Raw genomic sequence first — 13,384 nt, forward strand, 5'->3', positions numbered from 1 at the left:
GGTCGAAATTCAATGTCGGCCGATGCTGGCCGCATTCCTCAAATCAGGATGACCGATGCCGCGCGCCTTTCTCTTCGTTCTCGATTCCTTCGGCGTCGGCGGTGCGCGCGACGCCGAGGCCTATGGTGATCTCGGTTCCGATACGCTCGGCCATATCGCCGAGTTCTGCGCCGTCGGTGCTGCCGACCGGGCGGGCCTCAGGAGCGGGCCGTTGAAACTGCCCAACATGTCGTCGCTCGGGCTTCTCGAGATCGCCAAGCTCGCCAGCGGCAACTATCCCGCTGGCATGCCGATGCCCGAGCGGATCTTCGGCCTGCACGGCGCCGCCAACGAGGTGTCGCACGGCAAGGATACGCCTTCCGGCCATTGGGAGATCGCCGGCACGCCGGTGATGTTCGATTGGGGCTATTTCGCAACCGAGGGCGATGCCTTTCCGCCCGATCTCGTGGAGGCGATCTGCCGCGAGGGGAATATTCCGGGCATTCTCGGCAATTGCCATGCCTCCGGCACGGAAATCATCATCAGGCTGGGAGAGGAGCATATCCGGACCGGCAAGCCGATCTGCTACACGTCCAGCGACTCCGTATTCCAGATCGCGGCGCACGAAACGCATTTCGGCCTAGAGCGCCTGCTCGAACTCAGTCAGGTGGTGCGACGTCTTCTCGAACCGCTGAATATCGGCCGGGTGATCGCACGCCCCTTCGTCGGCGAGGGGGCGGAAACCTTCGAGCGCACCGGCAACCGCCGGGATTTTTCCGTGCCGCCGCCTGAACCTACCCTCCTCGACCGGCTGACGGAGGCGGGCCGGACGGTACATGCGGTCGGCAAGATCGGAGATATTTTCGCCCATAAGGGCGTCTCCCGCGTCATCAAGGCGAACGGCAATGCCGCATTGATGCAGGCCACGCTCGCGGCGATGGACGACGCCGCAGATGGCGACCTCGTCTTCACCAATTTCGTCGATTTCGACATGCTCTACGGCCATCGCCGCGACGTGCCCGGCTATGCCGCTGCCCTCGAAGCCTTCGATCTCGCCCTTCCGGACATCCACCGCCGGCTGAAGCCCGGCGACCTGGTCGTCCTTACCGCCGACCACGGCTGCGATCCCACCTGGCGCGGCAGCGACCATACGCGCGAGCGCGTGCCGATCATGGCCTTCGGGCCGGGCATCCGCTCCCGGTCGATCGGCGTCAGGCCCACCTATGCGGATATCGGCGAGACGGTGGCCGCGCATCTAGGCATTCCCGCCGGCTCGCACGGGTGGAGCTTCCTGTGACGGCACACCTRCTGAAAGCCGAAATCCACTGCCATATCGAAGGTGCGGCGCCACCGTCGCTGGCGCAGGCCCAGGCGGGAAAATACGGTGTCGATACCGGCAGCTTCCTGCGCAACGGCGCCTATGCCTGGTCGGACTTTGCCGAATTCCTCGCCTGTTACGACAAGGTCGCCTCTCTGTTCAGGACCGACGGGGACTATGCGCTGCTGACGGAGACCTATCTTAGCGAACTCGCCGCGGCGAACACGATCTACAGCGAGGTTATCGTCTCGCCGGACCACGGCGATCGCATCGGGCTTGKAGCGGACGCCTATCTCGCTGGTATTTCGGCGGGCATCCATGCCGCCCGCGAAAAGACAGGCATCGAGGCGCGYATCATCGTGACCGGGGAGCGGCATTTCGGGCCGGACCGGGTTGTCTCCGCCGCCGAATATGCAGCGCGGGCCAAGAACCCGCTGGTCACCGGCTTCAACATGGCCGGCGAGGAGCGCACGGGGAGGGTCGCGGACTATGCCCGCGCCTTCGATATCGCGCGCGATGCCGGGCTCGGGCTGACCATCCACGCGGGCGAGGTCTGCGGCGCCTCCAGCGTTTCCGATGCGCTCGATCTCGTAAAACCGTCACGGATCGGCCATGGGGTTCGTGCGATCGAGGACCCGGCGCTCGTGGAGCGGCTGGCGAAACTCGGCACGGTGCTGGAAGTCTGCCCAGGCTCCAACATCGCCCTCAATGTCTTCGCGGATTTCGGCAGTCATCCGCTGAAACGACTGAAGGCGGCCGGCGTGCGCGTCTGCCTGAACTCGGACGATCCGCCCTTCTTCCACACGTCGCTCGCAAGGGAATACGAAATCGCGTCGAAGGAGATGAGATTTTCCGATGCCGAGATCGATGCGATGAYGCGCACGGCCATAGAGGCCGCCTTCCTGGACGAGGAAACGCGGGCGAAATTGCTCGCCCGGCTCGACCGCGAGGCCATGGATGCTGGGGATGACGCGGCCGAGCGCGCCTGATGGCTTGCGTTCGCGGTCATTTCAGGAAAAGAGAAAGAAAAGGAAAGGGAAGCTTCTCATGGAAGGCGTAACGGTCATCGATCATCCGCTGGTGCAGCACAAGCTCACCATCATGCGCAAGAAGGAAACTTCCACTGCCGGCTTCCGGCGTCTGTTGCGCGAGATCTCCACCCTGCTCTGCTACGAGGTGACGCGCGACCTCGAGTTGACCATGGAAACGATCGAGACGCCGATCATGGAAATGCAAGCGCCGGTGCTCGAAGGCAAGAAGCTGGTCTTCGCCTCGATCCTGCGCGCCGGCAACGGGCTTCTGGAAGGCATGCTGGAACTGGTGCCCTCGGCGCGCGTCTCGCACATCGGCGTTTATCGCGATCACGATACGCTGGAAGCGGTCGAGTATTTCTTCAAGGCACCGGACAGCATCAACGAACGTCTCGTCATCGTGGTCGATCCGATGCTCGCGACCGGCAATTCCTCGATTGCCGCCGTCGACAAGCTCAAGGAACGCGGTGCCCGCAATATCCGCTTCCTCTGCCTACTTGCCGCTCCCGAAGGCATCGAGAACTTCCGCAAGGTCCATCCGGACGTGAAAATCTACACCGCCTCGATCGATAGCCATTTGAACGAGAAGGGCTATATCGTGCCGGGGCTGGGTGACGCCGGCGACCGCATGTACGGAACGAAGTAAGCGATCCCGGCGGTAGGACTCAACCGATCCGCTGCAGGATAACGGGCATGGATGATGGCGGCGGCCCCTCGGTTATGCTGAAGCAGCCGGCAAGCCTTGCAACCACTTGCTCGCCGACACTCTGGTCAGCCGCATGAACGAAGGCGATCGGCTCACCTTTGGAAATCTTGCTGCCGAGCGGCAGGATGCCGTCGACACCGACCCGATGGTCGATTGTATCCGTTGCGCGTTTGCGCCCGCCGCCAAGCTCGATCACCGCAAGACCGATATCGCGCGTAGCGCAAGCCGAGAGCCGGCCATCCTCCGCCGCGAGAACCGGCAACACGGTCGGGGCAGTTTCCAGATAGACCTGGGGTCGATCAACGAAATCCGCCGGGYCACCGAGCAGAAGCACCATGCGGGCGAAGACCTCCATGGCCTTGCCGCTTGCCAGCACCTGCCGGGCAGCCGCTTCCGCGGCCAGCACATCCGGATGGAGTCCGGCCTGCACCAGCATTTCCGCGGCGAGAGCGAAGACGACGGTATCCAGCCGTGTGCCGGCTTTCCTTCCCATCAGAAAATCCAGGCAATTCCGCACTTCGAGCGCATTGCCTGCGGCATCCGCGAGCGGCTGGTTCATGTCGGTCAGAAGGGCGGCGGTCCGCACGCCTGCGAGGTTTGYAACCTCCACCAGAGAGCGGGCCAGCGTTTCCGCCTCATCAAGGTTTTGCATGAAGGCGCCGTTGCCGACCTTCACATCCAGCACGAGGGTTTCGAGACCGGCCGCGAGTTTCTTCGAAAGAATAGAGGCTGTAATCAGCGGCACGGATTCGACCGTGGCCGTGACATCGCGGATGGCATAGAGACGGCGGTCGGCGGGCGCGAGGTCCGCCGTCTGCCCGATGATGGCACAGCCCGCTTCCGCCACCACCTTGCGGAACAGTGCGTCCCCCGGCGCGATATCGTAGCCCGGAATAGATTGCAGCTTGTCRAGCGTGCCGCCGGTATGGCCAAGGCCGCGTCCGGAAATCATCGGGACCGCCAGCCCGCAGGCCGCGACGATCGGAGCCAGCATCAGCGAAACATTGTCTCCGACACCACCGGTCGAGTGCTTGTCGGCCACCGGCCGCCCCGCATCGCGCCAATCCAGGACATCGCCGGAATCGCGCATGGCAAGCGTCAGCGCGACCGTTTCATCCGGGGACATGCCGCGAAAGAATACCGCCATGGCGAAAGCGGCAGCCTGGCCCTCGGATATCTCTTCCCGCGAGAGCGCGGAGATGAACGCGGCGATTTCCTCCGCCGCCAGTTCGGCTCCGTCCCGCTTGCGGCGGATGATCTCCTGCGGGATCATGGGACGCGCTCAGTAGCCGGCCGAGACGCGGGCGGAAACGCCGCCACCAAGCACCGCCAGAATATCATCCAGCAGGCTGGATGCACCGAAGCGGAAAGTCGAGGGCATGATCCAGTTCGGCCCCATAATGGTTTCAGCAAGCCTCAGATAGAGATCCGCATCGGCAACGGAACCTATGCCGCCGGCAGGCTTGAAGCCGACGGTCTTCTTCGAATCCCGGATTGCCTGCAGCATGATGTCGGCGGCTTCCAGCGTGGCGTTTACTGCCACCTTGCCGGTCGAGGTCTTGATGAAATCAGCCCTTCCCGCAATTGCCAGCTCCGAGGCGCGGCGGATATGGGCGCTATCCTTCAATTCCCCGGTTTCGAGAATGACCTTGAGGCAGGCATTCGGGCACGCGGCCCTGACCGTTTCCACCATATCCGTCACCGCCTGCTCGTCGCCCGCCAGAAAGGCGCGGTAGGGGATCACCATGTCGATTTCATCGGCACCGTCCGCGATAGCCTGCCGGGTTTCCTCCACGACCGCTTCCATGGACAGGTCACCGGAAGGGAAATTCACCACCGTCGCGATGCGGACAGGATGGCCGGCTCCGAGGATCTTCCGAGCATGGGCAACGAAGCGCGGCCAGATGCAGATCGCGGCGGTATTGCCATAGGGTGTCTGGGCACGGAGGCACAGTTTCTCGATCGCAGCCTCGTCGCAGTCGTCGCGCAGGTTGGTGAGATCGAGAAGCGAGAGCGCAAAACTGGCGGCCTCACGCGGCGTGTTGATCTCCATCGTACCTACCTCCCCGGCCAGCGCGCGACCCGGATGAACCGTCAGAGCAGGGTCGGGCGCGATTTACGGAATTGCCGCGACGCGTTGATCTCGGGCGCCACGATCGAGCGGCATAATTTATCGTTCAAACGATTAGAAGCAACCCGCATCGGCGAAGGAGAAGGGCTTATTCTCCACTCCTTCGGCTTTGCGACTGATATCCTTAGGCTTTTGCCGACAGCATTTYCTTGAGTATCGCGGCCAGGCGCCGGCCACCGACCGGCGCCATATCCTTGGTCTCCTCGTGGGAGAGTTCCGCTCCCGTCATGCCGGCGGCATAATTGGTGACGACTGAGGCCGCCGCGACGCGGAGCCCGAAATAGCGCGCCAGGATGACTTCCGGCACAGTGGACATGCCGACCGCATCCGCTCCTAACGTGCGGGCCATCCGGATCTCCGCCGGAGTTTCGAAGCTCGGACCGGAAAACCACATGTAGACGCCGGAAAGCAGCGGCACGCCACAGCGGATCGCGRCATTGCGCATACCCGTCGCCAGTTCCTCGTCATAGGCATTGGTCATGCCGACGAAGCGACGGTCGCCTTCCTCGCCGATCAGCGGGTTCATGCCGGAATAATTGATGTGGTCGGTAATCTGCATGACCGAACCCGGCGGCATATCCTGCCGCAGCGACCCCGCCGAATTGGTGAGGATCAGTGCCTGCACGCCAAGGCCCTTCAGGACCTCGATCGGGAAGCGCATCGCCTTGGCGTCTCCCTTTTCGTAGTAATGGGCACGGCCTGACAGCATGATGACGGGCTCGCCTCCGAGGCGGCCGGCAACCAGTTCGCCCGCATGGCCGGTGACCCCACTCACGGGAAAGCCCGAAAGTTCAGCATAGGGGATGCGCACCGGCTGGGCGACGTCCTCGACCAGCGAACCGAGGCCGGAACCGAGCACCACGGCATGGCGCGGGACAAGCCCGTTCAACCTTTCCACGAGAAGATCGATGACGCCCTTCATCCGATGACATCCGTTTCGAAGGCGTAGGGTAAAAGCTCCGCCATGGTCACCGTCTTCTGTACGCCGAGATCATCGCAGAGATAGATGCGTGTATCGGCCGAAGCGAACTCGGAAATCTTCTGGCGGCAGCCGCCGCAGGGCGTGCAGAGCGGCAGTTTCTCGGCGATGACCGCGAGTTCCACGATCTTCTTGCCCCCACCCATGATCATGGCGCCGATTGCCGTAGGTTCCGCGCACCATCCTTGCGGAAAGGAGAGGTTCTCGATGTTGGCGCCGGTATAGACCTTGCCGTCTTCGGCCCGGATCGCAGCACCCACCGGGAACTTAGAATAAGGCGCATAGGCCTTTGCCATGGCATCGCGCGCGGCTTCGAAAAGATCGTGGGCCATAGATCAGCGCTCCTTCGTGTAAGGCACCCCGCCTGCCTTCGGGGGGCGGGCGATGCCGATGAAGCCGGCGAGCAGGATGCAGGTGAGCACATAAGGCAGCGCCTGGAATATCTGAACCGGCACCTCGCCGATCCCTGGCACTACCTTGCCCTGCATGAAATTGGCGAGCGCATCCAGGAAACCGAAGAGCAGGCAGGCGAACATCACCGGCACTGGACGCCATTTGGCGAAAATCAGTGCGGCAAGCGCAATATAGCCCTTGCCGGCAGACATATTGTTGATGAAGGCGGCCGATTGGGCAACCGCCAGATAGGTACCCGCAAAGCCGCACAGGAAGCCCGCAAGGATGACCGAGCGATAGCGCATCCACGGCACCGAAATACCGGCCGTGTCCACCGCACCCGGATTTTCGCCGACGGCGCGCAGACGCAGGCCGAAACGGGTGCGATAGAGCACCCACCAGGAGAGCGGCACCATCAGGAAGGCGATATAGGTGAGGATATTATTGCCGGAAATGACGTTGGCATAGAGCGGGCCGATGAAAGGCACGTCCCGCATGGCATCCGCGCCGGGCAGGATGATCGGGGCGAACCGCCCCTCGCCCGGCACCTGCGGCGTGCGGCCGCCCTGGCCGAACCAGGCCTGGCCGAGCACGATGGTGAGACCGGCGGCCACGAAATTCAGCGCCACGCCGGAGACGATCTGGTTGCCGCGATTGGTGATGGAGGCAAAGCCGTGGACCAGCGAGAACGCGATCGATACGGCGATGCCCGCCAGCAGGCCGAGCCAGGCATTGCCCGTCACATAAGCGACGCAGGCGGAGGCGAAGGCGGAGGCGAGCATCTTGCCTTCGAGCCCGATGTCGAAGATTCCGGCGCGTTCGGAAAACAGTCCGGCAAGCGCGGTGAACAGGAGCGGGATCGAGAGCCGGACAGCCGAGCCGAGAATGCTGACGAGGATATCGAAGAATTCCATGGCCTCATTTCCCCGTGAACTGCTGATAGAGCCGCACCATGGCCGGCCGCAGCATGTATTCCAGCGCGCCCGCAAAAAGGATCACGAGGCCCTGGATGACGACGATCATGTCGCGGGTGATGTTCGGCATCTCGAAGGAAAGATCGGCGCCCCCCTGATAGAGGATGCCGAAGAGCAGCGCGGCGAGCACAATGCCGACGGGATGGCTGCGGCCCATCAACGATACCGCGATGCCGACGAAGCCCGCGCCCGCCACGAATTCCACCTGCAAGCGCGCGGAAGCGCCCATCACCACGTTGAGCGCCATCATGCCCGCGAGCGCTCCGGAAAYCAGCATGGCCACGATGACCGTGCGGACATAGGGAACGCCCGCATAGACGGCGGCAGTCGGGCTGATGCCCAGCGTACGCATCTCATAACCGAGCTTCGTTCGCCAGATCAGCACCCAGACGAGGAAGCACATGACGAGCGCTATGACGAAGGAGACGTTGAACGGCGCCGGCCCGAGCCTCAGCCCGAACAGCGCCATCAGCCAGTCGAGCTTGGGCAGCTGCCCGCCCGGCAGAAAGGTGCGGGTTTCCGGCGCCATCTTGCCCGGCACGATGAAGACGTTGACGAGCAGATAGACCATCAACGCCGCAGCGATGAAATTGAACATGATCGTCGTGATGACGATATGGCTGCCGCGCTTGGCCTGCAGCCAGGCCGGAATGAACGCCCAGGCAGCGCCGAAAATGGCAGCACCGACGATGGCGAACGGCATGGTCACGTACCATGGCACGTAACGATCTAGCGCAAGAGCTACGAGCGCCGCACCCAGCCCGCCGATATAGGCCTGCCCTTCCGAGCCGATGTTGAAGAGACCGGCATGGAAGGCGACGGCCACCGAAAGCCCCGTGAAGATGAAGCTCGTGGCATAGAACAGCGTGAAGCCGATGGCATCCCCGCGGCCGAGCGCGCCCTGCACGAGGAATTTCAGCGCCTCGAACGGATTCTCGCCGATTCCCCAGATGACAAGGCCGGAGAAGAGGAAGGCGAGGATGAGATTGATAAGCGGGATCACCCCGTAGGAAATCCACGCCGGAAGCGGAACGGAGGCCGTACTCATCGAAAATCCGCCGTCCCCGCCATCGTGCGGTTCTTCACCATGCCCCCTGCACTCATTCCATGCTCCAAACCAGAACCTTCATGTCCCTGCCGCATCACGCCGCGATGCCTGCCATCATCAGCCCGAGCGTCTGCTCGCCCGCATCCGCTTCCTTCTCTCCGACGATCTTTCCGGCGAACATAACGAGGATGCGATCGGAGAGCGACCTGACCTCGTCGAGTTCCACCGAGACGAGAAGGATCGCCTTGCCTGCATCCCGCATCTCGATGATACGGCGATGGATGAACTCGATAGCGCCGATATCGACGCCGCGCGTCGGCTGGCCAATGATCAGCATCTTCGGGTCGCGCTCGATTTCGCGAGCCACGACGATCTTCTGCTGGTTGCCGCCAGAGAAATTCGCTGTCTTCAGCCTAGGGTTCGGCGGGCGGATATCGTATTTTGCGATCTTCTCCTCGGCGTCCTTGCGGATCGCCTCGAGATCAAGCAGCGCGCCTTTTCCATATTGCTCGTTTCGATGATAGCCGAGGATCGAATTCTCGTATTCCTCGAACTTCAGGACGAGGCCCATGTGGTGCCGGTCTTCGGGTATGTGGGCAAGCCCCAGGTCGCGCAGGCGCGCCGGATCGACACTGGCCGCCGGCTGACCATCAATGAAGATTTCACCGGAGGTCGGCTTGCGGATACCGGCGATCGCCTCGAGAAGTTCCGACTGGCCATTGCCGGCCACACCGGCGATGCCGACGATCTCGCCCGCCCGCACATCGAAGGAGACGTCATCGACCATGGTGACGCCGCGGCTGTCCTTGACCGTCAGGTTGCGGACGGAGAGCAATACAGGGCCAGGTTTGGCTTCTCCCTTTTCCACCCGCAAGAGCACGCGGCGGCCAACCATCAGCTCGGCCAGCTCCTCTACCGTAGTCTCGGCCGTCTTGCGGGTCGCCACCATCTCGCCGCGGCGCATGACCGAGACCGTATCGGTGATCGCCATGATCTCGCGCAGCTTGTGGGTGATGAGAATGATCGTCTTACCTTGATCGCGCAGCACGCGCAGRACCTTGAAGAGATGATCGGCTTCCGCCGGGGTCAACACACCGGTCGGCTCGTCGAGAATGAGGATTTCGGCGCCGCGATAGAGCGCCTTCAGGATTTCCACCCGCTGCTGCCGGCCGACCGGCAGTTCCTCAATCACCGCATCCGGATCGACTTCCAGGCCGTAATCGTCCTCCAGCCGCTTCAGCTCCTTGCGGGCGCTTGCCACCCCCTTCGCCAGAAGCTGACCGCCTTCGGCGCCGAGCATAACRTTTTCCAGCACGGTGAAATTCTCTACCAGCATAAAATGCTGGTGGACCATGCCGATGCCTGCCGCGATTGCCGCCTGGCTGTCGCGGATCGTCGTCGGCTTGCCGAAGATGCGGATCTCGCCTTCATCGGCATGGTAAAAGCCGTAGAGAATCGACATCAGCGTCGATTTACCGGCCCCGTTTTCGCCGATGATGCCATGGATCGAACCCTTGGCCACCGTCAGATCGATATTCTTATTCGCGTGCACAGCTCCGAATTTCTTGTCGATGCCGACAAGTTCGATGGCTGACTCCCTGGAAGGTCCGAGGCTCAATGATCCGCCTTTCCACATATGCAAAAAGGGCGCATGGCGATCTAAGTTCGCCACGCGCCCTTTGAAACAGGCTCTTAGTTCGGGCAGGAATTGTCCGACATGTAGTCGTGCACCTTGACCGTGCCGGCAATGATGTCAGCCTTGGCCTTTTCGACCGCAGCCTGCATCTCCGCCGTGATCAGCGACTTGTTATTGTCGTCGATCGCCGCCGAAACGCCGTCTTCCTTGATTCCGAGCGCCTGGATGCCGGGCGTGAACTTGTCGCCCTGGGTATCCTTGTATGCATTGTAGACAGCAAGATCGACGCGCTTGACCATGGAGGTCAGCACCTTGCCGGGATGCAGGTGGTTCTGGTTGGAATCGACGCCGATCGAGAACTTGCCGTTGTCAGCGGCGGTCTGCAGCACGCCGAGACCACTTGCGCCGGCTGCCGCGTAAATTACATCGGCGCCCTGATCGATCTGGTTCTTGGTGAGTTCACCCGCACGCACCGGATCGTTCCAGGCCGCACCCGTGGTGCCAACCATGTTCTGGAAAATCTGAGCATCGGCCTTGGCGGCTTTCACGCCTTGGACGTAGCCACAGGCGAACTTGCGGATCAGCGGAATATCCATGCCGCCAACAAAGCCGAACTTGCCGCTCTTGGACGCCATGCCGGCGAGCAGACCGACCAGATAGGAGCCTTCCTCCTCCTTATAGACGACGGAGCGGACGTTCGGCAGATCGACTACCGAGTCGACGATGACGAATTTGGTGTCCGGAAATTCGGCCGCGACCTTTTCCATAGCCGAGGTCCAGGCGAAGGAGACGGCGACGACCGGGTTGAAGCCGCGGCTCGCGAAGTTGCGAATCGCCTGCTCGCCCTGCGTGTCGCTGGTCGGCTCGAAATCACGGTAGTCGGTGCCGGTTTCCGCCTTGAATTTCTCGGCACCGGCATAAGCCGCTTCGTTGAAGGATTTGTCGAATTTGCCGCCCGTGCCATAGACCAGCGCCGGCTTGACTTCCGCGGCAAGCGCGGATGCCGACATCGCGGCCAAGGCAAAAAGACTGAGTAGGGTTTTCTTCATCGTGCAGCCCTGTTTTTTACTGTTAGGTCCTCCCGCAAGCCCGTTGAACCGGACATATTGCGGCTACCCGCCCCTCTTCAAAGGCTTGGCTTTGCGCACTCTTGCATGGGTTCTGGAAAATTTCACGAGATTTTTTTCAGTTGGTAAAAAACGATCATCCTGCCGAAAACCTGAACAAAAAAGCCGCGGACCTGATGAAATCCGCGGCAGCCAAGTACATTTTCGCCGTTCGTCTTTCAACCCACCGGGCAAGAGACGCCGGTTCCCTTGAGACCGCAATAGCCGCCGGGATTCTTGGCGAGATATTGCTGGTGATAGTCCTCGGCATAGTAGAACTCGCCGACGGGGGCGATCTCGGTGGTTATGCGCAGGTTCCGGCCCGAAGCATCCAGCGCCGCCTGAAAGGCGTCGAGCGCCGCCTTCGCCTCAGCCTCCTGCTCCGGCGTCGTGGTATAGATAGCGGAGCGGTAGGTGGTGCCGATGTCGTTACCCTGGCGCATGCCCTGGGTCGGATCGTGCTCCTCGAAGAAGATCTTCAGCAACTGCCTGTAGCTGACTTCCTCAGGGTCGAAGACGACCTTCACGATCTCCGTATGGCCGGTGAGACCAGTGGTGGTCTCATGGTAGGTCGGATTCGGCGTGAGCCCTCCGGAATAGCCCACGGCCGTGACATGAACGCCCGGGATCTTCCAGAACAGGCGCTCTGCGCCCCAGAAGCATCCCATGCCGAAATAGGCCACTTCCGACCCCTCCGGATAGGGACCCTTGAGGGAGCGGCCGTTGACGAAATGGTGTTCCGAAGTTGGGATCGGCGCCGCCCGTCCGGGCAGCGCGGTCTCGGCCGTCGRCATGACCGTCTTCTTGCTGAACATATCGATTACGAACATCTTTTCCTCCAAGCTCGACAGCCGATGCGGTCCCGGTGGTTCAGGCGGAGAAACGCCCGGCGAACCGCGGCCTGCGATAGCCGATCATCCAGAAAACCAAGGCGAGCGCCAGAAAGACCGCAAATGCCGGCTGTGCCAGAACAGGCGCCACGAACGACCGCCAGAGATCGGGAGATATATAGGTATTGGCCTGCATTTCCGCCACCACCAGGCTTTCCGGGCTCAGGTTCAGCCAGGCATTGCCGAGGCTTGTCACCTCGACCGCGGATGCGGAAACCGAGCGGATCGAATCCAGAATGCCAGCGGCGACCGCGGCCACCAGCGCCAAAAGGCTCAGAAAATGGACAAAGCTTCGCATGGGACGGCTCCTTGTCGTCATGTCGACCATCCGCAACTGCCTGGAATTGCGCGCGAATACTCGCAGAAATAACGCTGGCGGTCATGATTGGCAACGAAAGCGATCGGGTTTCGCAAGCGGCCGTCAAAAATCCTTCAGATTCGGGTTGATCCTTGGAAAGGGATCGGTATATATCCCGCCCGACCGCTGCATGCCTTTGGTGCGCAGCCCTTTCCAAAGGACAGGTGGCCGAGTGGTTGAAGGCGCACGCCTGGAACGCGTGTATACGTGAAAGCGTATCGAGGGTTCGAATCCCTCTCTGTCCGCCATCCCCCTAAGATTTCAGAAGCAATGCCGGTTTGCGGGTAATCACCCTCTTTAGTCCTTTGCCTCCGGCGGAGGAACGATGAGTGCCCTTTCGGGACCGATCGGCTTTCCATCCTGGGTTCGTATATCAAGCCGGATCGGCTGACCGGTTTCACGGTCGATCAGCGCCGAATGCACCTCGCCCGGCGCAAACAGGTAACGCTCCCCCCACTGGCGCAGGGCGACCATTACCGGAAACAGGTCCCGGCCCTTGTCGGTCAGATGGTATTCCTGATGAGCTCCGCCGTCGGCGGGCGCGACCGGCGCGAGAATGCCGCGCTCGACCAGCGTGCGCAGCCGCTGAGAAAGGATGTTCTTGGCAATGCCGAGGCTCTTCTGGAATTCGCCGAAACGCGTCAGCCCATCAAAGGCGTCGCGGACGATCAGCAGGGACCACCAGTCGCCGATCACATCAAGCGAGCGCGCGCTCGGACAGTAATCCCCGCTGAAACTCTTGCGCCTGACCATAACTTCCTTTCACACCATCGTGACGACGGTTGCATTATAAAACCAATCTGCTATCGATCAAATGGTTTCATTATTAAACCAT

Annotated in this window: 14 protein-coding genes and 1 tRNA gene; 4 read left to right on the forward strand and 11 right to left on the reverse strand. The window is 61.8% G+C overall.

What is annotated here, in order from left to right; all coding sequences use genetic code 11:
- The first annotated feature begins 55 nt into the window (after positions 1-55).
- From LCM4573_RS17025 to upp, 3 genes are read left to right on the forward strand one after another with little or no spacing between them, the layout of a single operon-like run.
- Positions 56-1,276: a phosphopentomutase gene (locus tag LCM4573_RS17025; protein WP_071007572.1), complete on the forward strand. Its 1,221-nt coding sequence runs from the start codon at positions 56-58 to the stop codon at positions 1,274-1,276.
- Positions 1,273-2,286 (forward strand): adenosine deaminase, encoded by a 1,014-nt coding sequence (locus tag LCM4573_RS17030; protein ID WP_071007573.1) that lies wholly within the window; start codon positions 1,273-1,275, stop codon positions 2,284-2,286. The genes LCM4573_RS17025 and LCM4573_RS17030 overlap by 4 nt, the downstream gene beginning before the upstream one ends.
- A 58-nt stretch (positions 2,287-2,344) precedes the next feature.
- Complete coding sequence (upp, locus tag LCM4573_RS17035; protein WP_071007574.1) at positions 2,345-2,974, forward strand: uracil phosphoribosyltransferase; 630 nt, start codon at positions 2,345-2,347, stop codon at positions 2,972-2,974.
- A gap of 19 nt (positions 2,975-2,993) precedes the next feature.
- Here the strand turns inward: upp and deoA are convergent, their stop codons facing one another.
- From deoA to LCM4573_RS17085, 10 genes are all read right to left on the reverse strand, one after another.
- Positions 2,994-4,307, reverse strand: a complete 1,314-nt coding sequence (deoA, locus tag LCM4573_RS17040) for a thymidine phosphorylase (RefSeq protein ID WP_071007575.1) — start codon at positions 4,305-4,307, stop codon at positions 2,994-2,996.
- Between the two features lie 9 nt (positions 4,308-4,316).
- Positions 4,317-5,087: a deoxyribose-phosphate aldolase gene (gene deoC, locus LCM4573_RS17045; protein ID WP_071007576.1), complete on the reverse strand. Its 771-nt coding sequence runs from the start codon at positions 5,085-5,087 to the stop codon at positions 4,317-4,319.
- 202 nt (positions 5,088-5,289) lie between these two features.
- On the reverse strand, positions 5,290-6,087 hold the full coding sequence (locus LCM4573_RS17050; protein WP_071007577.1) for a purine-nucleoside phosphorylase: 798 nt from the start codon (positions 6,085-6,087) through the stop codon (positions 5,290-5,292).
- Positions 6,084-6,476 (reverse strand): cytidine deaminase, encoded by a 393-nt coding sequence (locus LCM4573_RS17055; RefSeq protein WP_071007578.1) that lies wholly within the window; start codon positions 6,474-6,476, stop codon positions 6,084-6,086. The genes LCM4573_RS17050 and LCM4573_RS17055 overlap by 4 nt, the downstream gene beginning before the upstream one ends.
- Before the next feature lie 3 nt (positions 6,477-6,479).
- Entirely contained in the window at positions 6,480-7,451 is a 972-nt protein-coding gene (locus LCM4573_RS17060) for an ABC transporter permease (RefSeq protein WP_071007579.1), read from the reverse strand.
- Positions 7,452-7,455: 4 nt separating this feature from the next.
- Positions 7,456-8,559 carry an ABC transporter permease gene (locus LCM4573_RS17065; RefSeq protein ID WP_071007580.1) on the reverse strand — a complete coding sequence of 368 codons (1,104 nt, stop codon included), beginning with the start codon at positions 8,557-8,559 and terminating at the stop codon, positions 7,456-7,458.
- 94 nt (positions 8,560-8,653) lie between these two features.
- Positions 8,654-10,195, reverse strand: coding sequence for an ABC transporter ATP-binding protein (locus LCM4573_RS17070; RefSeq protein ID WP_071007581.1), 1,542 nt, complete (start codon positions 10,193-10,195; stop codon positions 8,654-8,656).
- Between the two features lie 56 nt (positions 10,196-10,251).
- On the reverse strand, positions 10,252-11,244 hold the full coding sequence (locus tag LCM4573_RS17075) for a BMP family protein (RefSeq protein ID WP_071007582.1): 993 nt from the start codon (positions 11,242-11,244) through the stop codon (positions 10,252-10,254).
- A gap of 236 nt (positions 11,245-11,480) precedes the next feature.
- Complete coding sequence (gene msrA / locus LCM4573_RS17080) at positions 11,481-12,131, reverse strand: peptide-methionine (S)-S-oxide reductase MsrA (RefSeq protein ID WP_071007583.1); 651 nt, start codon at positions 12,129-12,131, stop codon at positions 11,481-11,483.
- A 40-nt stretch (positions 12,132-12,171) separates the two neighbouring features.
- Positions 12,172-12,489 (reverse strand): hypothetical protein, encoded by a 318-nt coding sequence (locus LCM4573_RS17085; protein ID WP_071007584.1) that lies wholly within the window; start codon positions 12,487-12,489, stop codon positions 12,172-12,174.
- Between the two features lie 218 nt (positions 12,490-12,707).
- Between LCM4573_RS17085 and LCM4573_RS17090 the strand changes: the two genes are divergently transcribed.
- Positions 12,708-12,797, forward strand: a tRNA-Ser gene (locus tag LCM4573_RS17090).
- Positions 12,798-12,846: 49 nt separating this feature from the next.
- Here the strand turns inward: LCM4573_RS17090 and LCM4573_RS17095 are convergent.
- Positions 12,847-13,302 carry a helix-turn-helix domain-containing protein gene (locus LCM4573_RS17095; RefSeq protein WP_071007585.1) on the reverse strand — a complete coding sequence of 152 codons (456 nt, stop codon included), beginning with the start codon at positions 13,300-13,302 and terminating at the stop codon, positions 12,847-12,849.
- Positions 13,303-13,384 lie beyond the last annotated feature (82 nt).

The sequence above is a fragment of the Rhizobium sp. LCM 4573 genome, from assembly GCF_001854865.1.
Classification (GTDB): domain Bacteria; phylum Pseudomonadota; class Alphaproteobacteria; order Rhizobiales; family Rhizobiaceae; genus Neorhizobium.